The organism is Chitinophaga sp. OAE865 (assembly GCF_040546735.1).
Taxonomy (GTDB): Bacteria; Bacteroidota; Bacteroidia; order Chitinophagales; family Chitinophagaceae; genus Chitinophaga; species Chitinophaga polysaccharea_A.
Map to the genome: position 1 here is coordinate 1,590,723 of NZ_JBEPOF010000001.1, position 26,366 is coordinate 1,617,088.

A 26,366-nucleotide genomic window follows, 5' to 3' on the forward strand; every position below is an offset into this window, starting at 1 on the left:
GGAAGGAATAAAAGAGCCAACCGGGGAATATATTTATTGGGCCGCTTCCATTTCGCGGAGTTCCAGTACCTGGGTGGTCCATGCACGCAGCTCATCGCAGAGTGCCGGATTGTTCAGGAGTGATTGTCCGTAGGAAGGGATCATTTTCTTTAATTTTATCTGCCATGCTTCTGTTTCCACGTCTTCATTAAAGCAGCGTTTCAGCAGGTTAAGCATAATGGAAACAGCGGTAGAAGCACCGGGAGAGGCGCCCAGCAGGGCAGCAATGGAGCCGTCGGCAGCACTCACCACTTCAGTACCAAATTCCAGGATGCCACCATGTTCAGGATCTTTTTTAATCACCTGTACACGCTGACCGGCAATTTCCAGTTCCCAGTCTTCCATTTTGGCCTCGGGGAAATATTCCCTCAATGCCTCCAGTCTGTCTTCCGGCTTCTGCCTTACCTGTGCAATCAGGTATTTGGTGAGCGGAATATTATCGAGGCCGGCAGACACCATTGGTACAATGTTGTTGGCTTTGATGGATAGAGGCAGGTCCATAAAGGAGCCGTTCTTCAGGAACTTGGTGGAGAACCCTGCATAAGGGCCAAACAGCAATGCCCGCTGTCCGTCGATCATACGGGTATCAAGATGCGGCACAGACATAGGAGGCGCGCCCACAGAGGCTTTGCCATACACTTTTGCGCGGTGCTGTTCAATTATTTCGGGATTATTGCAACGCAGCCATTGTCCGCTTACCGGGAAACCGCCGAAACCTTTTCCTTCCGGGATATCTGATTTCTCCAGCAACGGCAGGGAACCGCCGCCGGCGCCAATGAATACGAATTTGGTGTTGACGGATTGTTTTTCGCGGGTACCACGGTTCTTTACCTTGATGGTCCAGCTGCCGTCGTCTTCTTTTTTGAAGTCGCGCACATCATGGTTGAAGTGCATGGTTACGCCTTCCATTTTTTCGAGGTGACCGAACAAGGCACGGGTCAGAGCGCCAAAGTTCACGTCTGTACCCATTTCCATGTGTGTGGCCGCTACTTTCTGGGAGGCATCGCGGCCTTTCATTACCAGGGGCATCCAGTTCTTCAGCTTCTCCGGATCTTCAGAATACTCCATCGTTTTAAACAGATGGCACTGCTGCAGGGCATTGTAACGTTTTCTGAGGTAATCCACATTCTCTTCTCCCCAAACAAAACTCATATGGGGAACGGATTGTATAAAATCGTGCGGATTGGAAATGATGTTATTTTCTACCAGGTATGACCAAAACTGGCGTGACACTTCAAACTGCTCTGCAATGTTCACCGCTTTTTTAATATCTACTGATCCATCCTGTTTCTGTGGCGTGTAGTTCAACTCGCAAAATGCAGAGTGCCCTGTGCCTGCATTGTTCCACGCATCGGAGCTTTCCGCAGCTGCCACGTCCAGTCGTTCAAAAATTGCAATGGTTAACCCGGGTTCCAGCTCTTTCAGGAGCATTCCAAGTGTGGCGCTCATGATCCCGGCGCCGATTAAAACCACATCCGGACCTGTTCCAGCTGTACTCTTGCTTCTAAACATAACCCCATTTTTATTCGAGGTGCAAAGTTACAATCAAAACATTTATGCGGGTAGAATAAATTGATCGTTTTACTACACTTTAACAATATTATTACAATTCTTTCTGAACGGATTGAAAGTTTTGAATTTGTTACATGGATATATATTTTTATCTTTTGGTTAAGCATTTGGCAATGAAATAATTGACTACCCGGAAAGTTTATTTTTATTCTATGATGAACAGACGCCTGTTTTTAAAAGGAGTATCCGCAGCAGTAGTTATTTCTGCCTGCGGCAAGATAGTAAAGGCCGTAACTCCCCGGCACTTCGACAGTAAAACCGTTTTTCGCTTTGCCGTAGGGTCCGACTGGCACTACGGAGAGCCCAAAACCAATTACGACCAGTACTTCCTGGACCTTCAAACAGCTTTCAGCCAATTCCACCGGCAATACCCCTGCGAGTTTTTTACGCTCAACGGAGATGTGATCCATAATGATCCTGCCCTGTTGCTACCCGCAGCAGCCAAACTGAAACAGCTGCATCCCAGACTGCTGGTAACCCACGGGAACCACGACATGGTGCCGGCTGCTGCCTGGGAACAGGCCTGGGGAATGCCTCTCAATCATGATATGGTAATTGGCAACCACGTGATCCTGCTTGGTAATACCGCAGACGAGAAGGGAAAGTATATCTGTCCCGATGTTGACTGGTTCGCCCGTAAACTGGAGGAATATAAAACAGCTCAAAATATATTCATCTTCCTGCATATTACCCCGGTAAAATGGACAGACAACGGCCTGGATTGTGCAGAATTCCAGTCGCTGATCCGCAAATACCCTAATATCAGGGCCATTTTCAACGGGCATGATCATGACCAGGATAGCGTGAAGATGCTCGACAACTGCCCCATTCCCTTCTTGTTCGACGGCCATGTTGGCGGTAGCTGGGGCGTAGGCTATCACGGGTTCCGGGTAGTGGAGCTCAAAGAAGATGGCAGCCTGCTCTCCTTCATCATGAATCCGCTGAAGCGACAGAATGAACAGGTTTTTCCGAAAGTTTAGCTATTTTGCCGGACATTCGGGATGCTAAAAGAAAATCTATGCTGGAGGAAATTGAAAAGGACTACGGGTTTACCTATCCAACGCTGTACAAACAATTGTATAAGGATGGTATGCTGAACTGGGGTGAATTCGGGGAAGACTGGCTGGATAAGGTATATCCCGCGATCAAAACTGCGCCTCCATTACTGCTATACGCCAATGATCTTGAAATAATGTCTCTTTCCACAGTGGAGGAGGAAATGGATGAAGGGCTGCTCTTTGCAGACCCGGTACACCGTTTTGTTCCCTTTGCCATGAGTGGCGCCGGCGACTGGTTTGCTTTTTACTATAACCTGCAAAACGGTGATGATGTGCCCATTGTGCAGGTGTTTCATGATTCCAATGAAGCCTGCATCCTTGCCAAGAACCTGCAGGATTTTATTTTCCTGCAGATGCTGGAAGCTGTAACAGACCTGGATCCCAGGAATCCTTCCCTGATTGCCCATGGCAACATGAAAGAAAATTGCCGCAACTTCCTGCGTACACACGCCCCTTATCTGACGCCGAAACAGGCCGGGATTGTAGAAGCTGTATATGATTTTGGAAGACTGACCAATGTGGCCCTGCATGAAATTGTAGAGAAAGAAATGAATTTTGAATGGCTGGATAGCAGCTTCCCGTACCAGACAAGAGAATAACAGTTCTGCCCAGCATGTGAGCGCATGCTGAGCAGGCCCTGTATATTCTAATCTTTGTAAAAATCTATCAGCGAGCCGAAATACTGTTCATTCCAGCCGGCAATAATATCTTCATAAGCTTCATCCGGGATATTCACATGTTTCAGCTCCACATCTGTTCCCTTGGGAGATGGATGCAGCTTGATGGTTACTATGGAAGGGTTTTCTTCTTCCTCTTCCTCATCTTCCATAAAATACCATTGCTGCACAATCTTTTTATCCTGTTCAAACTCCAGGTTCTTACCCACGATGCTCCCTTCCCATAAAGAGAATTCAGTGCCCGGCTCTGTCGACATTTCCGCTACTTCGCCTGTCCATAACTGGATAGTGGCGGGATTGGTAAGTGCAGCATACACTTCCTCGGGCGGCGCTGCGAGCATAAAATGTTTTTTGTAGTCTTTCATGCTTTCAAAGCTACTGAATTGACGAATTATTATTTACTTTCCTGTAAAATTTGATCATATGCAATTAACCAAACTGATCCCGAATATCTTTTATTCGGATATGAATGTGGGCTTGCAACTATTTGTGGATACGTTGGGTTTTTCAATGGCTTACCGGGATGATAATGCAGAGCAGCCTTTTTGTATTATCAAGCGGGATACACTGGTGATCCACCTGGTGGAAAGCCATGAATGGGCGATCAAAGACAGGCCCCAGATAAGATTGGAAACAGATGATATAGAAGCAGCATACGCGCTGGTGAAGGGAAGTCACCCCGAACTGCTGCACCCCAACTTATCCGAGATAAAGCTGCAACCCTGGGGGGCGCTTGAATTTGCCCTGAGAGATGCCGAAGATGTGTGTGTTATCCTTCAACAACCTTCCTGATGTTCATTTCCGGCCGTTTATTGTCCATTTCCGGACGGGGAAAGCCGTGTGTATGCCCCGAAATCCTTTGTGGATAAGGGGGTGCAACTATGGCGGCCTTCTTGTGTCTTTAGGGTGTCCATTAAATCAGCCTAGCCATGATCAGGAATTATCTGAAAATCGCCTTTAGAAACCTGTTGAAGAACAGGAGTACCTCCTTTATCAACATTTTCGGCTTATCTGCCGGTATGGCTGTTACGATGCTCATCGGGCTGTGGATATGGAATGAGCTGTCGTACGATAAGTACCACGCCAATTACGACCGTATTGCTTCGGTGTGGCAACGGATGACGAAGGGCGACGAAGGAGGAGCCTTTAATTCATTGCCCATTCCTCTGGCAGCTCATTTACGCAGCACCTATCCCGACGATTTCAAACAGGTGGTAATGTCGGCAGACGGTATACATACTCTTTCAGCGGGCGATAAAAAGTTTACCAGAAGCGGTGTGTTTACAGAGCCTGGTGGTCCTGAAATGTATAGTATTAAAATGTTGAAAGGCACGCGCAACGGCCTGAAAGAACCAGCATCTATATTGCTCTCCGCCAGCCTGGCGAGCGCTTTGTTTGGCGACAAAGACCCGATGGACCAGCTGGTGAAGATGGATAATAACCGTCACCTTGTGCTGAAGGTAACCGGTGTATATGAAGATCTCCCCGAAAATACGTCTATCAGCGGCACCGACTATATTGCGCCATGGGCACTGTTTATTAATAACTGGACCTGGATTGGCGATATGAAAGATAAGTGGGACTTCAATGCCGTAAAGCTACAGGTACAGATAGCCGATAATGCCGACATGGATAAGGTATCCGCAAAAATCAGCAATGCACTGGCCTCTCACATCACCCTGGACCCGGGTGTGAAAGAAGAACTGTTTCTTCACCCGATGAGCAAATGGCATTTGTATTCTTCTTTTGAAAATGGTGTGAACACAGGCGGACAAATACGTTATGTGAGACTATTTGGCATCATCGGGCTGTTTGTATTGATGCTTGCCTGCATCAACTTTATGAACCTCAGCACCGCCAGGTCTGAGAAACGGGCAAAGGAAGTGGGGATCCGCAAGGCTATTGGCTCCATGCGCCGGCAGCTGATCTGGCAGTTCTTAAGTGAATCTGTACTGGTGGCATTCTTTTCTTTTGTTTTATCTATACTGATCGTATTGATAGTACTACCCTGGTTTAACCAGGTGGCCAATAAGCATATTGGCATTTTATGGGGAAGCCTGGTATTCTGGTGCATAGGTATTGGCTTCACCCTGTTCACGGGCTTACTGGCCGGCAGCTATCCCGCGCTTTACCTGTCGTCTTTTCAACCGTTAAAAGTATTAAAAGGCACTTTCAGGGCCGGCCGCTTTTCTGCCCTGCCACGTAAAGCCCTGATAGTGGTACAGTTTACAGTATCTATTATTTTAATCATCGGTACTATTGTTATATACCGGCAGATCCAGTTTGCGAAAAATCTCCCTGTGGGATACACCCGTAACGGGCTGCTTTCCATACAAATGACCACCCCTGAAATTTACCGGAATTATAACGTGATCAAGCGCGAACTGATAGCTTCAGGCATGGTTACCGCAGTGGCAGAGTCGCAGGGGCCGCTTACAGATATATGGGCAAGCGCAGGCGATTATAAATGGAGAGGGCAGCGACCCGATCAGATGGGTGGGTTTAACGTGATCGGAGGCAGAATGGATTATGGTAAAACGGTGGACTGGAAATTTATTGCGGGCCGGGATTTTTCTGAAGAATTTGCTACTGATTCCATGGGACTGATCCTGAATGAAGCTGCTGCAAAGTATATGGGATTTGATAACCCAGTAGGAGAGATTATCCGTAAAGACAGCCTGGAGTATCATGTACTTGGCGTAGTACATGATATGATCATGGCCTCTCCATACGAAAAAGTTCAACCCGCACTTTATTACCTGCTGAAAGAGCCCGGTAACTTTGTGAATATAAGGATCAATCCTGAAGTGAGCACTGGTAAGGCAATGGCCGCTATTCAGAACATCATGCAGAAATATAATCCTGCTGCACCGTTTGAATACAAATTTGCCGATGAAGAATATGCAAAGAAGTTCAGTGAAGAAGAACGTATTGGTCAGCTGTCTACCTTCTTTGCCCTGCTGGCTATCCTCATCAGCTGCCTGGGCCTGTTTGGCCTTGCTTCCTATCTTGCAGAACAACGTACCAAGGAAATAGGCATCCGCAAAATACTGGGCGCTACTGTATTCCAGTTGTGGAAAATGTTGTCAAAAGATTTTGTGGTGCTGGTAAGTATCTCCTGCTGCCTTGCTATTCCCGTGGCCTGGTATGCGTTAAATAAATGGTTGTTGAAATACGAGTATCATACTACGATTGTATGGGAGATATTTGCATTCACCATGCTGGGAGCTTTGCTGATAGCTTTGCTCACGGTGAGTTACCAGGCGGCAAAAGCCGCGCTGGCCAACCCGGTAAAGAGCCTCCGGGCAGAATAATTTTTCTTTTCCCTGTGCGTTAAAAAGGGTATTTTTATTGAATATCCTCAACCTGCATTGAATAATGAAAAACGCCCGGCTGTTTGTTGCATACCTGTTCAACTTACTGTTCATAGCTACTAACGGCCATGCACAAACGCCTGCGGCATGGATACGCATTAACCAGCTCGGATACCTTCCGGGTGGCGTTAAAGTAGCTGTATGGGGCAGTAAAGGAATAGAGCAACCCCGCACATTTGAGCTGGTGGCTGCCGGTTCGGATAAAGTGGTTTTTACCGGTAGTACAGGTAAGCCTTTTGGTGCTTACGGTCCGTTTGATCAAACCTGCCGGCTGGATTTCTCCGCGTATTCATCTCCCGGAAAATATTACCTGAAAACAGGCAGTACCATTTCTCCTGCTTTTCGTATAGGCGATAACGTTTATGCCGGCGCGCCTGATTTTTTACTGCGTTATATGCGACAGCAGAGAAGCGGCTTCAACCCAACGCTCATGGATTCCTGCCATACGCACGACGGGTATACCATGTATGGCCCTATGCCCGACAGTACGCATATTGATGTAGCAGGCGGCTGGCATGATGCTACTGATTACCTGCAGTATGTAACCACTTCTGCTAACGCCACCTTTCATTTACTGGCCGCTTATCGTGATTTTCCTGGTGTTTTTGAAGATAGATATTCAGCCAATGGCCTGCCTGGCAGCAATCATATCAGTGATGTGATGGATGAAGCAAAATGGGGGCTCCACTGGTTACTGAAAATGCATCCGTCGGATCACCTGATGTTTAACCAGGTGGCCGACGACCGCGATCATAAAGGTCTTCGCCTGCCGGGAGAAGATAATTTTTATGGTAAAGGCTTTGAACGGCCTGTATACTTTTGTACGGGCACGCCGCAGGGATTGGGTAAATACAAAAACAAAAGCACGGGTGTGGCTTCCACAGCCGGAAAATTTTCCAGCGCATTTGCATTGGGATATGAGCTGCTGAAAAACACTTCGCCCGGTTATGCAGCGTTGTTGAAAACGCGCGCGTTATCTGCCTGGCAAATGGGAAGGAAACAACCGGGTGTATGTCAAACCGCATCGGTATTGTCGCCCTACATTTATGCAGAAGATAACTGGACGGATGATATGGAACTGGCGGCTGCACAGTTGTACAGGATCACCCGGGAAACACAGTACCGCCAGGCTGCCAGTGATTATGCCGCCGGGGAAAAAGTAACGCCCTGGCTGGGCGCCGATACCGCCAATCATTACCAGTGGTATCCCTTTATCAACCTTGGGCATTATGCACTGGCGCAACAGGATGCAGCAGAAAAGGCACGACTCACTGCCTATTACGAAACCGGTATTCAAAGAGTTTGGAGTAAAGCAAAACAGAATGCTTTTTACCGCGGTATTCCATTTATCTGGTGCAGTAATAATCTCACCACGGCATTTGCCATCCAATGTTACTGGTACCGGCAACTGAGCAATAAAAATACTTTTGAGGCCCTGGAGCAGGCGAATATCGACTGGCTCTTCGGCTGTAATCCCTGGGGCACCAGCATGGTGTATGGATTGCCAGCCAATGGAGATTTTCCATCAGACCCGCATGCCGCTTTTTCTGCTATTGGCCACTATCCGGTGGATGGAGGACTGGTAGATGGCCCGGTGTATACCAACATCTATAAAAACCTGATCGGTATCCGCTTATCGGCGCGTGATGAATATGCTGCTTTCCAGAGTGGCCTTGCTGTGTATCACGATGACACAGGCGATTACAGCACCAATGAGCCCACTATGGATGGCACGGCTTCCCTGGTATACCTGATGGCGGCCAAAGCGCAGGAAGGGGCGGGGAAACGCCAATACGATCACGGAGGCCTGATCCGGGGAGATAGCAGTAAAAAACAACTGGTACTTGTTTTTACAGGAGATGAATACACGGACGGTGCGCAAGTGATCCGGCATACATTGCAACAGCAGCATATAAAGGCAGCATTCTTCTTTACGGGGAAATTTTATCAGCAACCCGCTAACCAGGCGCTCATCAGGCAATTGAAAGCAGATGGCCATTACTTAGGCGCGCACGGTGATCAGCATCTTTTGTATTGCGACTGGCAGCGCAGGGACAGTTTGCTGGTCACAGAAAAACAATTTACGGATGACCTGCAGGCCAACTACGCGAAAATGGCAGCAGCAGGAATTTCAAAAGAAGAAGCACCCTGGTTCTTGCCGGCATATGAATGGTACAACGACAGCATTGCTGCCTGGACTGCCAATGCAGGTTTGCGGCTGATCAACTTTACTCCGGGAACACGTTCCAATGCAGATTACACCTACCCTGAGCTGGGAAAACAATACCGTACATCAACGGAGATTTATCAATCCGTTCTGCAGTTCGAAGCCAGCCATCCTGCAGGATTGAATGGGTTCCTGTTGCTTATGCACATCGGTACAGATCCCCGCAGAAAGGATAAGTTTTATAAGCGCCTGGATGCGCTGATCACCGTGTTGAAGCAGCGGGGATATCATTTCAATTCATTGAGCCAGGTGTTGCAATAACATTATGCTCTTTTGGTGGCCTGCTGATTTTTAGCGAACTTAATGTATTGAGAATACACATAAATGCAGGAATCAAAACAAAGGTAAAGACAACCAAAAACCAAGAACTGGTAGTAATTGAATACTACATGTGACTGTAAATCGACCAAACTTAAACCCGCTAAATTTTTTCTATGAGCTTGTTTCTATTGAAAATGGCTAAAGGCCGGTCCTTTTTGCTGTTTCTGTTCATGAACGTACTGGCTGTCACTGCCTATGCGCAGGTGAAGATTTCCGGCCAGGTTACAGATAACCAGCAATCGCCTATTCCCGGTATAACTGTGGTGGTGAGAAATACAAAACTGGGCGCCCAAACAGATGGCGAAGGGCGTTACACCATCAGCGGTAACCTGCCGCCGGGTAACTACACGCTGGCTTATACGGGAATTGGTTTTGCACCTGGTGAAAGGGTATTGGTGGTAAGCGCCGGTACGGCCAGTTATACGCAGAACATCCAGCTGACCGCGGAAGTATCCAAACTGGATGAAATTGTGGTAACCGGTACTTCCGAAGGTACTACCCGCAGGCAGCTGGGTAACTACATCAGCACAGTAAAAGCCGATGAGCTCAGTAAGAGCGGTTCCGGCAATGTGCTGGCAGCCCTGCAAGGTAAAACTGCTGGTGCACAGATTTCCCAGAACTCGGGAGACCCTGCCGGTGGCATCTCCGTAAAGCTCCGTGGTATCAGTACTATATCCGGTTCTACAGAGCCTTTGTATATCATCGACGGAGTTATTATCGATAACTCTACCACGCGTGTAACCAATGCCGATCCGAGCTACAGTGTTGGCGGCGCTGCTGATCCGGCGGGAGGCGCAGGGAACAACTTTGTAGGGAACGTAGGACAAAGCCGGATTTCAGACATTAACCCGGCAGATATTGAGCGTATAGAGGTATTGAATGGCGCCGCAGCCGCAGCTATTTACGGTTCCCGCGCCAATGCCGGTGTGGTACAGATCTTCACAAAAAGAGGTAGCGCAGGCGCGCCGGTAGTTAATTTTTCCACCTCCTTTTCAGTGAACCAGCTACGTAAAAAACTGGATGTAAACCGGGCGCCGGTCAAGTTTGGCGGATCGCCGGACGATTCCACACAAAATATCCTGACACCCGCCGTTCTGAGCACTACACCGGTGAACAGGTACGACTACCAGGATTACATTTTCCGCACGGGAGTGGGAACTGACAATAATATATCCGTGGCCGGTGGAAAAGACAAAACAAAATATTATGCTTCCGGCAGTTATTTCTATAACCAGGGCATTATCAATAAAACGGATTTCAGCCGGTTTAGTTTCCGCCTGAATCTCGACCAGGAGCTGGCCAGCTGGATCAGCTTTAACGCCAGCCTGAACTATGTGTACAGCAAAGCCAACGAAAAGCCTGATGGAAATACTTTTTATTCTCCCATGAATGGCGTTACCATTATTGGTAACTACTACGATATACAAAAACGTAATGCCCTGGGACAATTGATGAAAGTAGGGGAACGTGGCCGTGTAAATCCTGTTTCCATTATGGAAGACTTTAAACAACAGCAACATGTAGGCAGGGTAATTGCCGGTGCAGGAGTTAAGCTGCGGCCAATTAAAAATCTTACGGTAGATTACCGGCTCGGCATTGATAACTACAACCAGGAAGGCACCACCTTTATGCCTGCATTCTCTTATTTTGTGAGCCCCGGTTTTTACGGCGGCGGACCTACCCTGGATCCTGCACAAAATGGTTATGCCAGCGCGGGTAATAACAATTCTTTCCTGATCAACCATGATCTTAATGCTACTTACAACTGGGATATCAGTGATAAGCTCAGTTCTGTAACACAGTTAGGTTACTCTGTACAATACCAGCGCATGCACTATACCCTGGAACAGGGAAGAGGGTTGCCACCTTTTGTGCAAACGGCAGATAAGGCAACTACTATTATGCCCGGTGCAGATCAACGCACGGAACTGTCCATTTCCGGTGAGTATATCCAGCAGAACTTTAAATACCGTAACCAGCTGTTTCTTACCGGTGCGCTGCGTGTAGACGGATCATCCGTATTTGGAGTGGATGAAAGGAATCAGCTGTATGCAAAGGTGAGCGGCAGTTATGTAATATCCGGTACCGATTTCTGGGAAAAATCAGCGGTATCCAAATGGTGGAACCTGTTGAAGCTAAGGGCTGCCTATGGCGAATCAGGTAACCTAACCGGTATCCCGGCATATGGCCGTTATAATACCTATAATGCCACCGCTTTTATAGGAGCCGCGGCTTTCCAGTCGCCCTCCACCTATACCAATCCCGATGTGAAGCCAGAGAAGCAAAAAGAATTGGAAGTGGGTACGGACCTGGCATTCTGGGACAATCGTATAGGCCTCTCCGTTAACTATTATCACAAGCGGGTGGAAAACCTCCTGATCAGTCGGGCTGTGGCGCCTACCAAAGGTTACTCTTTCTACCAGGACAATATTGGCACCTTACAGAATACCGGTGTGGAAGCAATATTGAATATCATGCCGGTGAAAACCCCCAACTTTACCTGGAATCTTACTGCTATCTATAACCGCAACCGCAATAAAGCGGTAGATATAGGGCAGGCGCTCATCCTGTACAATACGGTAGGCGGCGCCCCGGTAGGTATTGCTGCCGGGGAACCGATCGGGTTTTTCTATGGCACCTTTTTCGCCAGGGATGAAAATGGGAATCAACTGAAAACGCCCGCCGGTATACCAGTTACAGAAGCCGGCAAGCAAAACACGCCGCTCACCTATACAGTAGCACGCGACCCTGCCACCGGGTTACCACCGGTCGGCGCTACTGCACTGAATAAAAAGATCGGTGATCCCAACCCCGATTGGACCGGTACGCTCACCAGTGATTTCCAGTATAAAAAACTCGGGCTTCATATACAGGTAGATGCTGTACAGGGAGGAGATGTGTTCAATGCCGATTGGAGAACCAGGCAAGGAGTGGATAACGGAAAAGTAGCAGAACAGGAAGACCTGGGGCTGCTTCCGCGTGGCTTTATCGCAGGTAATTATAACATCCAGGAATGGAGGATTGACGATGGCTCCTTTGTGAAGCTGCGGGAAGTAGCTTTCAGTTACAGCTTTGGTAAGCTGAAAGGACTAAGTGATCTTACAATTAGTCTTGGTGGCAGGAATCTTATTTCCTGGGACAACTATAAAGGATATGATCCGGAATTGAATGCAGCAGGGCAAAGTACCGTATTGCGCGGTATTGATTTTGGTGCGGTGCCGGTACCACGAAGTTATAACCTTGCTATCCGTGCAAAATTCTAATCACAAAAAAAGAACAACATGAAACGACATATTCAATATAGCACTATCGCCATCGCTTTACTCTGCACTTTCACAGCGTGTAAGAAAGATTACCAGGACCCCTCAGGACCCTCATCGGAAGGCGCTTACAGCTCACCCACTACATTAGCCAATGTAGCAGTAGGATTACAGACCTGGTACTCAAAGAACCGGGAAAGCCTCTTATACACCACCGTCACTTCCGGTAGTTTGCTGGTAGGGGAAACTTTTGTTACCAATCCGGGCAATACAGATGAAGCACAAATTGGAGCAGGGGGAAGTAAGATTCTGACCACTAATGTAGTGGTAACCGGGATGTGGAATGTTTCCAATAAGATCAGGTATGAAGCAGACAGTGTTTTACGCCGTACGGCGGCCATTGTTGAAGATAAAAGCTTTGCCAGCGGTTTGATTGCCTACACCACTATCTTTAAGGCACTGGCCATTGGTGTACAGGCCAATTTCTGGGAGCAGGTACCGGAAAATACCAGTACGCCTGTATTGTCGTCCGGTGGTGTAAAATTTGTGCCAGCGAAACAGGGGTATATAATGGCTGTTGCGGCGCTGGACAATGCCATCAGTACTGTAACGGCCACGCCCATAGGAAGCAGCTTTTTAGCCAATATACCCAAAAACGTGGACATCATTAATACTTTGTATGCCCTGAAGGCACGATATGCATTGTGTGCCGGCGATTATGCGGCAGCCATCAGCGCAGCTGATAAAGTGGACCTGAATGTAATCTCGACTCTTTCTTTTAATCCGCAGATCACCAACCCGATCTTTGCATTGGTAACAGCTACGAATAATATCTATAACGTGGTCGACTCTACGATGGGTTTACCGGTGCCCATCCAGCCGGATCTTGCCGACAAACGGATACCATTCTATATTGCGAGGCCTGCAAAGCCAAGGTTCAATATCAATGGTTTTTTTGCGGGCAACCTTACCGCTGTTCCTATTTATCTTCCCGGTGAAATGTTGCTTATTAAAGCGGAAAGTTATGCCAGGCAGCATGATATTGTTAATGGATTGCTTTACCTGAATAAAGTTGTAACCAAAACAGCTTCCGGAGATATCTATGGCGTTGGCGCATCACTGCCTCCCGTAACTGCAGCCACTGAAGCAGAATTGCTGACATTGATCTATAAGCACCGGAGAATAGAATTGTTTATGAACGGCCAGGAGCTGGAAGATAGCCGCCGGTTTGGCAGGCCCGTGGCAGAAAGGAAACGGAACTATTTCCCTTACCCGTTTGTGGAACGGAATGATAATCCAAATACACCGGATGATCCGGCGTTTTAGTAAAGCGCAGTTCTGGTTGCCGGGGGAGGTGGCAACCAGAACTGGTTTTTTATAGAAAGATATCTATGCCTTTAAAACTAATGATGTGTTTTTCGTTTTTGTTGGCAGTTATATCAGCTGATGGACAGCGACCGGAGGATAGTATATATTCATTTGTAGAAGTGCCACCGGCTTTTCCGGGCGGAGAAGCTGCATTGATAAACTACCTGGCAAAGAACATAAAATATCCACCCATATCAAAAGAGAAAGAGGTTGCGGGCCGTTCCCACATACGGTTTATCATTGATGCACAAGGTTGTATTTATGATGTAAAGCCTACAGATGCAAATAAAGTAAGCGCGTTGGATATTGAAGTAATGAAGGCCATAACAATGATGCCTGCATGGAGACCAGGGACGAACAAAGGAAAGAAGGTGGCAGTGCAATATTTCCTTCCGGTTTTTATTGATCCTCGGGAAGAATAGATTTATTAATCCTCTATATGGATTATTTCCATAAAAGCATCTCATATCTGATTAATTAATCCGGTATGAGATGCTTTTATTTTTTGTTTTATTATACTGATACTATATGCTTGCAGACAACAAATTAAATATTGTGATTACCCGACACCGGATGAGCGATTAAATGCTTATAATGATATATTAAACGAGTTAATAGAAGCAAGATTTTATAATTTCTGTTTAGGAGCAGAAGCAGAAAAATTATCGTTAAAATATAATTATGAGAATAATGATATTGTAGCTGAAAGAAAGGAGATGTTAAAACAGAGAGACAAGTTGTTTGGGAATAGTTCCAGGTTGGGCGTATTGTATCCTGATACCGCATTACGTCCATGTTTTTCCCCGGTTAGTGTGTATAGAGCCTCAATAGACTCCTGCTCCCGTTCATTCTTACAAGAGATATTCTCTTTCTCAGATCAGCCGGAATTCATTATTGATAGTTTAAATCGCCTGCAGCAAACTTACAGGGCTGCTGATTTTAAGAGTTGTTTTGCCATGATCAGAAGTATCAGGGAGATAGACACTACAAGGTTTTGTATTGGCCGGATAAGGTTATCGGCCATCTGCTTTGACAGACAATATACCCGGGGAATTTTATACTATGAATTCCGTTGTGGCTGGTTATGTGCCAAAGGTGAGGTATTGGCCATTGAAAGAAAAGCCGGCCGTTAGCGGATTGGAAATAGCTATGCGAAGTGGTTTTTCCGAAACTGCCAAAGCAAACTGAGGAACACAATCCACCGTTGTGGTGTAGTTTTTGATTTGGCGTTTTGCTATTAGTGAATAGCATTCATCCTAAAAAACTGATGTCATGAATAGAAACAGACTTTCAGCCAGTTTACAGGCAGGACTTAATAATCAAATGACCCAGGAGGCACTTGCAGCGCAGATATATTTGTCGTATGGCGCCTGGGCTGCAAGCGCAGGATACAATGGAATTGCCAATTTCCTTTTTCGTCATGCAAACGAAGAACGTAATCATATGATGAAATTCCTGGAGTATATCCTGGAAAGGGGCGGGAAGGTTGAGATAGCTGCTATCCCACAACCACCTGCTGATCCAACCAGTGTACAGCATTGTTTTGAGCAGGTGTTTCAGCAGGAAATCAATAATACTGCCGGCATTTATAAACTAGTAAAGATGAGTTTCGATGAAGGAGACTGGGCTTCATGGAATTTCCTGCAGTGGTTTGTGAAAGAACAAACGGAAGAAGAAACCCTTGCATTGGGCTTGTTGGATAAGATTAAAGTAGCAGGTGGTGAACGGGCTACAGACGAGGCGTTGTATGCGTTAGACCGTGACCTGGAGAAACAGCCGGATGAGGCCGAACTGGCAGAAACAAAAACTGTAGAGAACCCATAACGAAAGGGCTAATCATAATGTTATAAAGCAGGGGCAACAATGTAACCCCTGCTTTATAATTTATTGTACCCTGCAGGACGACATCTTATCGTTTGCCGAAGGGCTTAATGCTGTAAAGTCGGGAGTGTCGCTGGTGCGTGTCCAGGAGCTGCCCGAAAAGTTATCATCTCCATACATAATCAATGTTCGGCCGGCGGGTATTTTAACAGAAGAGGCCCAGTCGTTGGGAACTCCCAACGCAGCCAATTGAGACATGGTATAATTGCCAACAGGCAATATCTGGCTGGCAGTACCGCCATAATTGGTATTCTGGTAAAAAGTTACGCCGCCTGTATTTACCACATGAGGAGTGGGATGTGCCCATACCAACGGTGTTTGTCCTTTGATCATTTTTGCGGCGTCACCCACCAGCCGTAAGTAGAAGTCGGATGATACATGTACCCCATCCGCATCCAGTGTCAGGAAGTATTGATTGGTAGGAATCATCGACGCATCTTCCGCAGCTTTGGCAATAGCAGTAGCTTCATCGTATTCATCAAACATACCCACATATACACTTGGTATTCCCTGGTTCCTGATATTGGCGAATTGCTGCCATATGAAATCTCCATGCAATCTTGGGATCTGGTTGGGTGCACCGCCTTTCCAGTTGGACCATGCGAAGCCAGGAAACGCTTCGGCCTGATAATCAATTCCATTACTGTTGCAGTATGCAAAATCGGCTGCAATGGTGGATACATAATTATTGGCGCCGGTAATATTGCTGAAGGTGCCGGTTGCCCAGGGCATGATCATATTGCTGGCGTTATAGGCGGGTAAGTTTGCCGTTTGGGTACGCCAGTCGCGCGGTCCGCCAACAATCACGTAACAACCCTGATCTTTGAACCAGTTAATTACATCTGTCCAGGAAGTAACGTTACCCGGACGGTTCGTTACACCTACACCCCATATGCAAACTACGGGTTTGCCATTTTGTTTGGCATAGGCTGGAGAGGAGGTAAGGTGAAGGGTATTTACGATCACATTTGTCCAGTCGGGTTTTATTTCTGTCTGAAAATTTGTCCATCCGGAGATATCGTACATCACATAAAACTTGCGTCCGTAGGTTTGTGCGGCAGCCATTACCTTACCGGCAATCCCGTCTTTTTGCGGGGTACTTTTACCAAATCGTTGCATAGCTGCACAGTCAATACCGTATTGCTGCATCCACATGAAATGCGTATTCACGGTTTGATCGGTCCAGGACGAGAATAACTTCGCAGGCTGACCATTGCCCAGGTTGGCATAACCGGTTTGAAAAGTAGCGGTATATTCTCTTGTATCGGGCCACAGCTCGAATGTTTGATTACCTGGTGAAGGAGGGAGGCCGCCGGGAGTACTGCCCCAGTGTATCCAGTTATTGGAAGGGGAGCCATCATTTTTGCAGGCAAACCATCCCTGGTAGCCAACTACCAGTTTTCCTACCACATCGCCTACCGGCGAAACGGCCATGGTACGGATACCGCTTTGGGTATGCGGGTTGGCAGGATCATCAGGTTGTTTTAGCATGTCTTTATTGGAACAGGCTATACTGGTCAACAGGAGGCAATGGTACCCCAGCTTTTGCATAACACCGGGCAGGGTGTTGAATAAGGAAATCATTTGTTTCATGAATTTGATTTTGATGATGGTTTATAAGTGGAATTGTATAGTACAGTTTGTTCAGGATGCCGGGTAAGGCAACACGTTATACGGAACATGGAATTTGCATCAGGATAGCCTGTATTTTTAAGAGAGGAAAATTAGCTATAGCCTGTTGGCAGGCCTAATAATATAACCGGAAAATAATGGTGCAGTAAGGTAGAATGCCAGTGGTAGCGGAATTAATAAGAAATATATTTTTCTGCTATATAATGCTGTCAGACCCGCTTTTACGCTATTAATATATTTGTTAGCAGCTGTGTTAATTTGTTTGTTAATTGGAGTTTAATCCGTAACTTATCTATATAATAATAAATGAAAACACCCAATCCCTCAATAATAATAATATGATACAGGATCCGGTTAAATCCCAGCCTGCCGCCACCTCCAGCGCAGCTGCGCATAGCCATAATACTGCTGGCATTGCCCGGCATGCACCTAAGGAACAACCTGCAGCCTCCGGCCCCTTTGCAGTAAATCCGGGCGAAAAATTAATTACCTCTCCCTTTCAGCTGAAGCCCGCCGGAAAAGAAATATTCAAGGCAACTCAGTTGCAGGCGGCGCCTTTCCAGCTGCCAGTAAATACGGCCGCGGTGGTACAGCGGATAGAAACGATCACTGAAAAACAGATACCAGTGCAAACGCATGGCAACTGTGGCCTGTTTTCAATTATTGCGGTAATGCGGGCAATGGGATTTGATGAAGCCGTGCAGCAAAAGATGACAAAAACAATGGATAAATTCACCTCCCAATCACCGGATACATTTGTAGGGGAGATTTTTAACATTGATCTTATGTTGCAACTTATTAATAGTAATCTTAAATATGAAGGTAAGCAACTACTGACTGCAAGAACTGTTAGTTTTAAATCCCATAAAGAGCTTAAAAAAATACTGCATACCTATAATGCCATTCCGCAGGTTTCTTTGCTGATAGGTTATTCGAAGCCGGATGAATATGATGAGTATTATAGAAAGAGAGGAGAGTGGATAGGTAAGCTCAACGAAGGCGGAGAAAAATTGGAAATAGCTAAAAGTGAGATGGATGCAGCATTGGAAACAAAAGTATCGCACAAGGATTTTATTCCCCAACATGCTCATTGGGGAATGATCAACGGTATGGAAGGCCCCGAAATGGTAAAGATTGCAGACACTATTGAAGAACATTCTCCTGACGCAAAACATGGATATAACACAAATTTCCGTACTGATAAGCTCTTTAATTCAAACATGAGCCTTGCATCCGGAAAGTTTGACTGGTCAAAGTTTTTAGATTCGGATAGGAATAGAGTTGAGTATAGAAAAATGAAAGGTACAGAGAAGGTCAAAGATCTTTCGCACAATGAACGTTATAAAAAGATTAAAGGAGATAAAATGGAGGAGTCCATGGATCTGAGCGGAAAGCTTGTAGTGGTGGAACTTACCGCGGAAGGACGGGAACTACTGGCTGCAAAGCCGGTTGCCGGTGAAAAAGGGGCGAAATAATTATGACTAGAGCAGTCCATGCTGGCTGGCAGCCTTGATAAGCGCTGCTACATTTTTTACCTGTAATTTCTGCAGCAGGTTTTTACGATGATTTTCCACAGTGAATTTGCTTAAAAAAAGCATTTCTGCAATACGCCTGGTGGTGATGCCGGAAGCAATGAGTTTTAAAATTTCCTGCTCTCTCGCGGTAAGCACCGGAGCATCATTCATATTCTTTAATCCCGGCCTGGCGATAATTTCTTTCACAGCGTTGCTGAATACGATCTGGTGCTGCAGGGCATCGTGGATGCCACGGACCAGCTCCTCTATAGATGCATTTTTGAGAAGGTAACCACTCGCGCCGTTTTCCAGCATTTTCATAACAGCGCTGCGTTGATCATGGTTGCTCAATGCCAGCACAATAGTATCGGGTGCTTTTGTTTTGATGTCCTTACACAGGTCCATCCCGTTACCGTCCGGAAGGATAATATCCAGTAACACCACATGAACAGGGTTACTATTGAAAAATTGAAGAAAGTCATGGACGTTGGTAAACGTACCTGCAATTTCAAATGCTTCTTCCCCTGAAAGCACATTCACCAGTCCCTGAAGCACTACGGGATGATCGTCAAGAATGGCCAGCCTGTATTTCGGTTGTAACATACACTTCAATGTTTATGGAAGTACCAGGTTGATTGCCATTGGAAAGGATATCTATTTTACCATTCAGATAGGCGACCCGGTTTTTAATACTGATAAAGCCCATGCCCTGGTTTTCATGCAGAACACTTTCATTGAAACCGTTGCCATCATCTTCTACAGTAATAAAAAATCTGTTGCTCCGCTGGTTACATTGCAACAGTATATTTTTCGCATCGGCATGTTTTATTGCATTGGTTAATAGTTCCTGGGCAATGCGGTAAATGATCACCTGTTCTGCCTGCGGAATATTTGGCTGGATGTCAAAGCAAAGGAAGCGGACGGTTGTTTTTTCTGATTCAAATGTATTGCAAAGATCCTTCAATGCAGCTTCCAGCCCCAGTCGTAATAACATTTCAGGCATCATATTGTGGGCAATCCTCCTTAGTTCTGCCACAGATGTATCCATCTGACCGATAACATTGTCCAGCTCCGGCCGTTGACTGCTATTTGCGCTGCCGGCAATTTTGGAAAGATTGATCTTCGTTGACGCCAATAACCCTCCCAGGCTGTCGTGAAGATCCCGCGCTACCCGTTTCCGCTCTTCTTCCTGGCCTTGCAGCATTGCATGCGAGATCTTTATCTGTTCCTGCTGGAGGGCTGTCCTCTTTTTGTTTTTATAAAAGAAATATCCCAATAGTAAAACTGCCAGTAAAAGTACACTTATCAAGCCCAGCGACCAGCTTAACAGGACGGTTCGCTTTAAGGCATAGCTTACTTTATCATTGGATGCGTTTAATTCCACAATTTTCCGTTGATTTTCTGCATTCCTGAATTTTATTTCAAGCGCATTGATCTTTGTTGTCAGGTTGCTTTGCGCAACACTGTCGCTTAAATAACTATAACGTTTCAGCCATACGAAGGCTTCAGGAATATTTTTCAGATCTTCATAGGTAGCCATCATGCCATAGTACAATAAGAGCCGGTTAGCAGAGGTATTCATAAATGGCAGCCTGCTGTAAAGATCAAGACCTACACGGCGGGCCTGGACCAGGTCTTTCTTATTATACAGCGCATAAAATTTTTGCAGCAATAGGCGTTGTTCGGGATATGCCTGATGCAGTTGCTGCGCAAGCGCAATACCTTTTTCTGCCACTGCAAGCGACTGGTCAAATTTTTCGGCAATGGTAAGCCGCATACTTTCTCCTGCATAGTAATCCAGCCACTCACTTGCCTGTGGATAAGGCGCCAGCAGTACCCTCATGCTGTCTATGTACAAAGCGGCATTAGCTGAATCGCCCGATAACGAATAGTTCTCTGATAAGGTATGATAAGCAGTAGCGAGGTAGCTGGTATTTCCTTGCCTGTTCCGTAACGTTTCAATAGCAAGTTGCAGGTATATTTTAGCTTTGGCATGCTCTCTCAGGTTTTTAAACCCATAGGAAAGATCGAGGTAATTCTTCCCCAGGTAAAGCTGGTCGCCTGACTTTTGCGCCAGTGGTATTGCCTGGGTTACAAGCAGGTTCACATAGGTTTCAGGGTCATCTTTATCGAAGTGGAATACCCGTGCGTAATCGTGCCAGCACATAGAACGGAAAAGTAAAGCCTCTTTGCCGGGAAACCTCTTTAATATACTTTCCGCCTGCATGAAAAGTTTAGCGGCTGAATCGGGCGCTGTGGTGGCAAGTTGCCGCCCTTTGTAGTATACAGAAATGCCTTCCAGGAAGGGGTGCCCTTTACTGAACCCTATTCCAAGCTGCGCATATTTTTTTGATAGCGTGGAGTCTTCATCTGCCCATTCATCAGACAGGAGAAAGCTCACACGGGCTTTGGTACTATCATTTACTGCCCGCTCAAGAATATGGGCAAGACTGTCTTTATCAAATCTTCCCGGCGCTTGTTGGGCGTTGCCCCGGGTAACAGACAGCATAAGAATAAATACGAGGGTAAAAAGTTTCATAACAATTCGCAAGTTGTTACATATAACCATAATAATAAAGATACATCAGAAGAATGACTGAAAACAGCTATATACAAAATGACCATTTCACGGCATTGCCTGCTCTTGTTTTCGTAAGTAATTTCGTTCCACGCACTGGCATAAAAGGTTTGAAGCGATTGTTCTCTAGCTTTTAAAGATTCATCTTATAACGCCAGGCGCCTAATTTAGTCAGCTTGCGCTGCACATAAACAAACGGGGTAGCCGAAAACCGGGTTAATTCAGAGTAGGCTAATTACAAATTATAGCATATGTACAGAAAATTATCCATTGTAAGTATCCTGTTCGCTGCAATGCTCACATCATCCTGCTCTAAAGATAAGGATGATAATCCAACATCCGTTACACACAAGGTACAGTTTAAAGCTACAGCTACGGCTGGGGGGAGTATTAGCACTGCTTCCTATGGGGTAGATGGCGACGCTCATACCGCCACCAATCTTAGTGGTACTTCATGGACCAGCCCTGAGCTTACAGCTCCCGCCGGCGCATATAATGCTAACATTGTGGTAAATGGAACCGGTACCGGTAATGCTTCCACGCTGAAGGTGGGAATTTATGTAGATGATGTATTGAAGAAAGAAGAAACGGCCAGTCCGGGTACGGTATTATCTGTTCTTCTTACGTATAAATTTTAATGCGACAAAACAGCTTTTCATGCAATACCTGAAATATATATCCGCTGTAATTGTTCTGATGTTTTTTTCTTTTACCGGAGGTGCACAGGCAAAGTTAGAGAAGAGAATGAAAGAAGCGCTGGAGCAGCGTTATAAGGATGATAAATATTATGCGGATTTTCAAAGAGGTATTTATAATAGGGAGAACTGGAAGAATTCATGGGTGGGAGTAAGCCTGACTGATATTTACAAAAAATGGGGCGCTCCTACAAAAGCTTTCCCCGATGGAAGCGGGGGCCAGGTGGTGGTGTATGAAAAAGTATCCAATTATTCGGGAGGTAGCTATACCCCGGGATATACCATTACAGGATATAATGTTTTCGGACAGGCCGTGAACTCGGAAACAGTGCAGACAAAAGATACACGGTGGGCCAGCCAGTATGTTGAAACCACTACTTTATATGTAGATAAAAACGGCATTGTTACTAAAGTAGACAATAACATAAACAGCTCTCGGTCCGGTAACTACTTCTGATATGAACAACGTATTTAAAGCAATATTTACAGTTACACTGTTGATCTTAACTTTTTCCGGGCACTCACAGGGTAAGTACTTTGAGGTGGTTATTGAGAAAGGAACATATGGAAATTATGGGATGATAAAGCCCCTCAATGGCCAGTATGATGTGAAGCTTTCCTATAATGGCAAAAAACAACGGCAGCTTTTGGAAGGTATCCTGGAGTACCTGAAAAACCGTCCCACTCTGAAGATTGATACGATACTCAACGGTGGTACCGTTGTGGTTTACCGCGATTTTGCCACCATCGGTAACAAGCAAAACTGCTTTGCCGATCTCACCGGGCTTATCTATATGTTTGCGGTACCCGAAGAAGGATATATTTCCATCCGCGCCGGAGGTAACTCCAAAATATATGCTTCTGTTTTCGATGCAAAATTGCGTATCAGCCCCGGAGATGACGTAGTTTCCGAACAGGATGTACCGTTTAATGAATTTAAATTTATACAGCCCACTGATGGCCGTACACAAAGCGCTGTTTCGCCGCATGGCGGCCTTTTAGGACAGGCAACTTCACGTAAAATCAATTATAAGCTGGCTTATCCCGACAGCATCTTTGATCCGGATGGAAAGGTCGTAAATGCAAATAATAAAAAAATCATTGAAACTTTCTTTGATGGATATATAGCAGACCTGGATCAGTTTCTTAAATCGAAGTTTAGTATGAAGTAACCGGGTGGTAATTATCTTACCTGATTAGAAGTTATCAATCAGGAATATTAATACTAATGTTTTTGCTTAGATTTTCTACTTATCCAGTAGAAAATCCTTTTCTATTTTTTCCGGGTTTTAATTAGTTTCGTTTCACTGAAATCATGATATCGTTAACCTTACCACATGCCTTATGTGGTCTATTGATGCAGTATTTAATAACCCAATAGAACTTTTATTTACTAATTAAAACCCAAACCCCTCAAACATGAAAAAACTGTTTGTACTGATCCTCGGAGGATCACTGGCATTTGTTAACCAGTCCTGCCAGAAAAGCAACATGAAAGATTCGTTATCTACAGAAACAGCCACTACATTAAAGTCGGGTGTTAGCACCAAGGCAGCAGGTTCCTGTTATAGTGCTACTTATGTTGATACCTGGCATTACGCCACACCACAGTTGTATATTTTCCATGACAACCAGTATGCCCGTTATGATGTGCTGACGAATACCTATAAAAGCCTTAATGGTATTGGCAATGGCTATCCAGGTGTACCTTTCAGTAGTTTTGATGCTACTTACGTTGATACGTGGCATTATGCAACGCCGCAGCTGTACATCTTTAAAGGTAATCAATATGCACGGTATGATATCCTGACGAATACTTACCAAGGCCTTAACAGTATTGCCAATGGTTATCCTGGCGTTCCATTCAGCTCCATCGACGCTGCTTATGTTGATACATGGCATTATGCAACGCCGCAGCTGTACCTGTTCAGCGGCGCGCAGTATGCCCGTTACGACATCCCGACAAATACTTTCATGGGTTTAAACAGCATTGCGAATGGTTATCCGGGAGTGCCTTTCAGTACCTTCGATGCAACTTATGTTGATACCTGGCATTATCCTACACCGCAATTATACATCTTTAACGGTAGCCAGTATGCCCGTTACGACATCCTCACCAATACCTTTATGGGTGTTAACAGCAATGCCAACGGATATCCTGGTGTGCCTTTCTGCCAGTAATCCATGCCGGTAGAATGAAGAAGAAAGCCTCTGCCATTGGGTAGAGGCTTTCTATCAATCAATGATCATCATCTCCGTTTAAAGCAATTATCAGTAGAGCAGCTGAGATATGCTCCGCCAGGATTGTTTGTCTTGGGTATGAGTACCTGGCCGCAAAAGAAGCCATCACAAATGCAGCGATAGACCATGAATCAATAGGTCTTTTAATGGTTGTCAATAATTATGAAGATATGAAACACCCGGAAGCGCTATGATTGCCCGTGATCCGGCCGAAAGAATTTCAACCCCGTTAAAACCATTTCTTACCAAATGACAAGTCCTCCGTCTATTTTATTATTGTCTTTTGTAATAGAAATTAAAATCACTTAAAATGAACAGGACAATTTTTATTACAGGAGCATCATCGGGATTGGGAAGAGCTACGGCAAGGTTGTTTTCAAAAAAAGGTTGGACGGTAATTGCAACCATGAGAAATATTGAAGGGACAGAACTTGCGCAGTTGCCCAACGTATACCTTTTGGAGTTAGACGTTAATAACCCGGAACAAGTTATTGAAGTGATAAGAAAAGCTGAAAAAATCAGTCCCATAGATGTATTGTTCAATAATGCGGGTTATGTTTTGGCAGGAGCATTAGAAGCTATAACAGATGAACAATTAGATCATCAGCTCAACACCAACCTGCAAGGTACAATCCGAGTTACAAGAGCTTTACTTCCCTATTTCAGAGGAAGGAAAGAAGGATTAGTTATTACGACAACATCTTTGGGCGCCTATATCCCCGAACCATTCATGGCTGTATACAGTGCAACTAAATCTGCATTGGAAGCCTGGACAGAAGGAATGTATTATGAATTAGATCGCATAGGGATCAGGATTAAAACTATAGTCCCCAGCTTTATGAATACTAATTTTGTTGAAAATGCCAAAATTGCACTTCATCCTGCTTACCAGGAAAACCTGGAGAAAGTCATTAACACATTTTCTAACTCAGAAGCAGGAACAAACGCAGATAATCCGGAAGATATTGCAATAATTGTTTATGAGGCTGTGACCGACGGGAAAAAACAATTGCATTACTTTGCAGGTGATGACGCAAATACAAGATATCAATCGTTGAAAGAAGACGGAATAGATGTTCTAATTGATGCAAGGAGTAAATCCATTTTTGAACAGTAGGAGCTATGGAACAGTTAATTAACTATTTATTGCAATTCGGGCAACTGAATCAAAAACAAATAGATCTGATTGAAACCCGGGCCTCAGAAAAATTATTATCTAAGAATGAATATTTTTCCGAGGCGTGGAAAATAGCCCGACAAATTGCTTTTGTTCAGGAAGGCGTTTTAATGATTTGTTATTATAATAACAAAGGGGAAGAAACTGTTCACCATTTTATATGTGAGGATCATTTTGTGGTTGATTTGGAAAGTTTCAACCACAAAATTCTTTCAATGATCTATATACGGGCTGTTACAGACTGCAGATTGATTACATTTACTTTTGAAGATTGGCAGGAGCTCTCTACGACTATTATTGACTGGAATGCGATTATCAATAAAATTACCATCAAAACATTATTGGATAAAGTTCATATGGTGCAGCCAATGGTCATGCTGGACGGGAAAACAAAATACTTGAATTTCCTTAAAAACTTTCCGAATCTGGCCAATAGAATTCCGCTTATATATCTTGCCTCATATTTGGGAATTACGCCAACTTCGTTAAGCAGAATAAGAAGAAATATTCGCTAGAAACTATGGAGTCCTGGCGTGGGAGAATGGTATCGTTACAAAAATTATAGTTAATCAGAACGGACAATTTGAATGGAAGGGATTTAAGTAAAAGTCGGATCAGCACCTCATGCCAATGCAATGAGGTTAGCAAATGTATGTTGTATATCTGCTGACCATAACGCTCACTTTTTAAAGTTTATCTATCTGAAAAAAACAAGAAACCCGTGCAAATACCAGATTTACGCGGGTTTCTTT

General features: G+C 45.2%; 21 protein-coding genes. 16 read left to right on the forward strand and 5 right to left on the reverse strand.

Translation table 11 applies throughout. From position 1 onward, the window contains the following. Positions 1 to 33 precede the first annotated feature (33 nt). Positions 34 to 1,551 (reverse strand): malate:quinone oxidoreductase, encoded by a 1,518-nt coding sequence (locus ABIE50_RS06690; RefSeq protein WP_209866666.1) that lies wholly within the window; start codon positions 1,549 to 1,551, stop codon positions 34 to 36. Positions 1,552 to 1,763: 212 nt separating this feature from the next. Between ABIE50_RS06690 and ABIE50_RS06695 the strand changes: the two genes are divergently transcribed. Both ABIE50_RS06695 and ABIE50_RS06700 read left to right on the forward strand, forming a co-directional pair. Then, positions 1,764 to 2,591, forward strand: coding sequence for a metallophosphoesterase family protein (locus ABIE50_RS06695; RefSeq protein WP_209866668.1), 828 nt, complete (start codon positions 1,764 to 1,766; stop codon positions 2,589 to 2,591). Between the two features lie 38 nt (positions 2,592 to 2,629). Further along, on the forward strand, positions 2,630 to 3,268 hold the full coding sequence (locus ABIE50_RS06700) for an SMI1/KNR4 family protein (protein ID WP_142683896.1): 639 nt from the start codon (positions 2,630 to 2,632) through the stop codon (positions 3,266 to 3,268). 47 nt (positions 3,269 to 3,315) lie between these two features. Here ABIE50_RS06700 and ABIE50_RS06705 read toward each other — a convergent pair whose 3' ends face one another. Then, positions 3,316 to 3,687 carry an SRPBCC domain-containing protein gene (locus ABIE50_RS06705; protein WP_354027901.1) on the reverse strand — a complete coding sequence of 124 codons (372 nt, stop codon included), beginning with the start codon at positions 3,685 to 3,687 and terminating at the stop codon, positions 3,316 to 3,318. 82 nt (positions 3,688 to 3,769) lie between these two features. Here ABIE50_RS06705 and ABIE50_RS06710 point away from each other — a divergent pair, with 82 nt between their 5' ends. The 7 genes from ABIE50_RS06710 (at position 3,770) to ABIE50_RS06740 (ending at position 15,720) form a co-directional block, all read left to right on the forward strand. Continuing rightward, positions 3,770 to 4,138 carry a VOC family protein gene (locus ABIE50_RS06710; RefSeq protein ID WP_142683894.1) on the forward strand — a complete coding sequence of 123 codons (369 nt, stop codon included), beginning with the start codon at positions 3,770 to 3,772 and terminating at the stop codon, positions 4,136 to 4,138. 137 nt (positions 4,139 to 4,275) lie between these two features. After that, positions 4,276 to 6,660, forward strand: coding sequence for an ABC transporter permease (locus ABIE50_RS06715; protein ID WP_209866670.1), 2,385 nt, complete (start codon positions 4,276 to 4,278; stop codon positions 6,658 to 6,660). Between the two features lie 64 nt (positions 6,661 to 6,724). Then, entirely contained in the window at positions 6,725 to 9,208 is a 2,484-nt protein-coding gene (locus ABIE50_RS06720) for a bifunctional glycoside hydrolase family 9 protein/polysaccharide deacetylase (protein ID WP_209866671.1), read from the forward strand. Between the two features lie 173 nt (positions 9,209 to 9,381). Continuing rightward, positions 9,382 to 12,531 carry a SusC/RagA family TonB-linked outer membrane protein gene (locus ABIE50_RS06725; RefSeq protein WP_209866673.1) on the forward strand — a complete coding sequence of 1,050 codons (3,150 nt, stop codon included), beginning with the start codon at positions 9,382 to 9,384 and terminating at the stop codon, positions 12,529 to 12,531. 18 nt (positions 12,532 to 12,549) lie between these two features. Continuing rightward, a complete protein-coding gene (locus ABIE50_RS06730; RefSeq protein WP_209866675.1) occupies positions 12,550 to 13,854 on the forward strand; it encodes a RagB/SusD family nutrient uptake outer membrane protein in 1,305 nt (434 codons plus the stop codon). Between the two features lie 65 nt (positions 13,855 to 13,919). Next, positions 13,920 to 14,318: an energy transducer TonB gene (locus tag ABIE50_RS06735; protein WP_209866677.1), complete on the forward strand. Its 399-nt coding sequence runs from the start codon at positions 13,920 to 13,922 to the stop codon at positions 14,316 to 14,318. A gap of 850 nt (positions 14,319 to 15,168) precedes the next feature. Next, positions 15,169 to 15,720 (forward strand): ferritin, encoded by a 552-nt coding sequence (locus ABIE50_RS06740; protein ID WP_209866679.1) that lies wholly within the window; start codon positions 15,169 to 15,171, stop codon positions 15,718 to 15,720. Between the two features lie 60 nt (positions 15,721 to 15,780). Here ABIE50_RS06740 and ABIE50_RS06745 read toward each other — a convergent pair whose 3' ends face one another. After that, positions 15,781 to 17,370, reverse strand: a complete 1,590-nt coding sequence (locus ABIE50_RS06745; protein WP_209866680.1) for a hypothetical protein — start codon at positions 17,368 to 17,370, stop codon at positions 15,781 to 15,783. A gap of 377 nt (positions 17,371 to 17,747) precedes the next feature. Here ABIE50_RS06745 and ABIE50_RS06750 point away from each other — a divergent pair, with 377 nt between their 5' ends. Next, positions 17,748 to 18,884, forward strand: coding sequence for a hypothetical protein (locus ABIE50_RS06750; protein ID WP_209866682.1), 1,137 nt, complete (start codon positions 17,748 to 17,750; stop codon positions 18,882 to 18,884). 6 nt (positions 18,885 to 18,890) lie between these two features. Here ABIE50_RS06750 and ABIE50_RS06755 read toward each other — a convergent pair whose 3' ends face one another. Continuing rightward, on the reverse strand, positions 18,891 to 19,526 hold the full coding sequence (locus tag ABIE50_RS06755) for a response regulator (RefSeq protein ID WP_209866683.1): 636 nt from the start codon (positions 19,524 to 19,526) through the stop codon (positions 18,891 to 18,893). Continuing rightward, entirely contained in the window at positions 19,492 to 21,462 is a 1,971-nt protein-coding gene (locus ABIE50_RS06760; RefSeq protein WP_209866685.1) for a sensor histidine kinase, read from the reverse strand. The genes ABIE50_RS06755 and ABIE50_RS06760 overlap by 35 nt, the downstream gene beginning before the upstream one ends. 290 nt (positions 21,463 to 21,752) lie before the next feature. Between ABIE50_RS06760 and ABIE50_RS06765 the strand changes: the two genes are divergently transcribed. The 6 genes from ABIE50_RS06765 (at position 21,753) to ABIE50_RS06790 (ending at position 26,129) form a co-directional block, all read left to right on the forward strand. Next, positions 21,753 to 22,139, forward strand: a complete 387-nt coding sequence (locus ABIE50_RS06765) for a hypothetical protein (protein ID WP_209866687.1) — start codon at positions 21,753 to 21,755, stop codon at positions 22,137 to 22,139. A 19-nt stretch (positions 22,140 to 22,158) separates the two neighbouring features. Further along, complete coding sequence (locus ABIE50_RS06770; protein ID WP_209866689.1) at positions 22,159 to 22,653, forward strand: hypothetical protein; 495 nt, start codon at positions 22,159 to 22,161, stop codon at positions 22,651 to 22,653. 1 nt (position 22,654) lies between these two features. Then, positions 22,655 to 23,368: a hypothetical protein gene (locus tag ABIE50_RS06775; RefSeq protein WP_209866691.1), complete on the forward strand. Its 714-nt coding sequence runs from the start codon at positions 22,655 to 22,657 to the stop codon at positions 23,366 to 23,368. Between the two features lie 247 nt (positions 23,369 to 23,615). Then, the gene (locus ABIE50_RS06780; protein WP_209866693.1) at positions 23,616 to 24,377 is read left to right on the forward strand and encodes a hypothetical protein; all 762 of its coding nucleotides are present in this window, start codon (positions 23,616 to 23,618) and stop codon (positions 24,375 to 24,377) included. Positions 24,378 to 24,747: 370 nt separating this feature from the next. Next, on the forward strand, positions 24,748 to 25,554 hold the full coding sequence (locus tag ABIE50_RS06785; RefSeq protein ID WP_209866695.1) for an SDR family oxidoreductase: 807 nt from the start codon (positions 24,748 to 24,750) through the stop codon (positions 25,552 to 25,554). Between the two features lie 5 nt (positions 25,555 to 25,559). Beyond that, on the forward strand, positions 25,560 to 26,129 hold the full coding sequence (locus ABIE50_RS06790; RefSeq protein WP_209866697.1) for a Crp/Fnr family transcriptional regulator: 570 nt from the start codon (positions 25,560 to 25,562) through the stop codon (positions 26,127 to 26,129). Positions 26,130 to 26,366 lie beyond the last annotated feature (237 nt).

Bases quoted from the DNA above. Each gene is read 5' to 3' on its own strand.
- ABIE50_RS06690 (WP_209866666.1), bottom strand. From the start codon at position 1,551: ATGTTTAGAAGCAAGAGTACAGCTGGAACAGGTCCGGATGTGGTTTTA.
- ABIE50_RS06695 (WP_209866668.1), top strand. From the start codon at position 1,764: ATGATGAACAGACGCCTGTTTTTAAAAGGAGTATCCGCAGCAGTAGTT.
- ABIE50_RS06700 (WP_142683896.1), top strand. From the start codon at position 2,630: ATGCTGGAGGAAATTGAAAAGGACTACGGGTTTACCTATCCAACGCTG.
- ABIE50_RS06705 (WP_354027901.1), bottom strand. From the start codon at position 3,687: ATGCTCGCAGCGCCGCCCGAGGAAGTGTATGCTGCACTTACCAATCCC.
- ABIE50_RS06710 (WP_142683894.1), top strand. From the start codon at position 3,770: ATGCAATTAACCAAACTGATCCCGAATATCTTTTATTCGGATATGAAT.
- ABIE50_RS06715 (WP_209866670.1), top strand. From the start codon at position 4,276: ATGATCAGGAATTATCTGAAAATCGCCTTTAGAAACCTGTTGAAGAAC.
- ABIE50_RS06720 (WP_209866671.1), top strand. From the start codon at position 6,725: ATGAAAAACGCCCGGCTGTTTGTTGCATACCTGTTCAACTTACTGTTC.
- ABIE50_RS06725 (WP_209866673.1), top strand. From the start codon at position 9,382: ATGAGCTTGTTTCTATTGAAAATGGCTAAAGGCCGGTCCTTTTTGCTG.
- ABIE50_RS06730 (WP_209866675.1), top strand. From the start codon at position 12,550: ATGAAACGACATATTCAATATAGCACTATCGCCATCGCTTTACTCTGC.
- ABIE50_RS06735 (WP_209866677.1), top strand. From the start codon at position 13,920: ATGCCTTTAAAACTAATGATGTGTTTTTCGTTTTTGTTGGCAGTTATA.
- ABIE50_RS06740 (WP_209866679.1), top strand. From the start codon at position 15,169: ATGAATAGAAACAGACTTTCAGCCAGTTTACAGGCAGGACTTAATAAT.
- ABIE50_RS06745 (WP_209866680.1), bottom strand. From the start codon at position 17,370: ATGAAACAAATGATTTCCTTATTCAACACCCTGCCCGGTGTTATGCAA.
- ABIE50_RS06750 (WP_209866682.1), top strand. From the start codon at position 17,748: ATGATACAGGATCCGGTTAAATCCCAGCCTGCCGCCACCTCCAGCGCA.
- ABIE50_RS06755 (WP_209866683.1), bottom strand. From the start codon at position 19,526: ATGTTACAACCGAAATACAGGCTGGCCATTCTTGACGATCATCCCGTA.
- ABIE50_RS06760 (WP_209866685.1), bottom strand. From the start codon at position 21,462: ATGAAACTTTTTACCCTCGTATTTATTCTTATGCTGTCTGTTACCCGG.
- ABIE50_RS06765 (WP_209866687.1), top strand. From the start codon at position 21,753: ATGTACAGAAAATTATCCATTGTAAGTATCCTGTTCGCTGCAATGCTC.
- ABIE50_RS06770 (WP_209866689.1), top strand. From the start codon at position 22,159: ATGCAATACCTGAAATATATATCCGCTGTAATTGTTCTGATGTTTTTT.
- ABIE50_RS06775 (WP_209866691.1), top strand. From the start codon at position 22,655: ATGAACAACGTATTTAAAGCAATATTTACAGTTACACTGTTGATCTTA.
- ABIE50_RS06780 (WP_209866693.1), top strand. From the start codon at position 23,616: ATGAAAAAACTGTTTGTACTGATCCTCGGAGGATCACTGGCATTTGTT.
- ABIE50_RS06785 (WP_209866695.1), top strand. From the start codon at position 24,748: ATGAACAGGACAATTTTTATTACAGGAGCATCATCGGGATTGGGAAGA.
- ABIE50_RS06790 (WP_209866697.1), top strand. From the start codon at position 25,560: ATGGAACAGTTAATTAACTATTTATTGCAATTCGGGCAACTGAATCAA.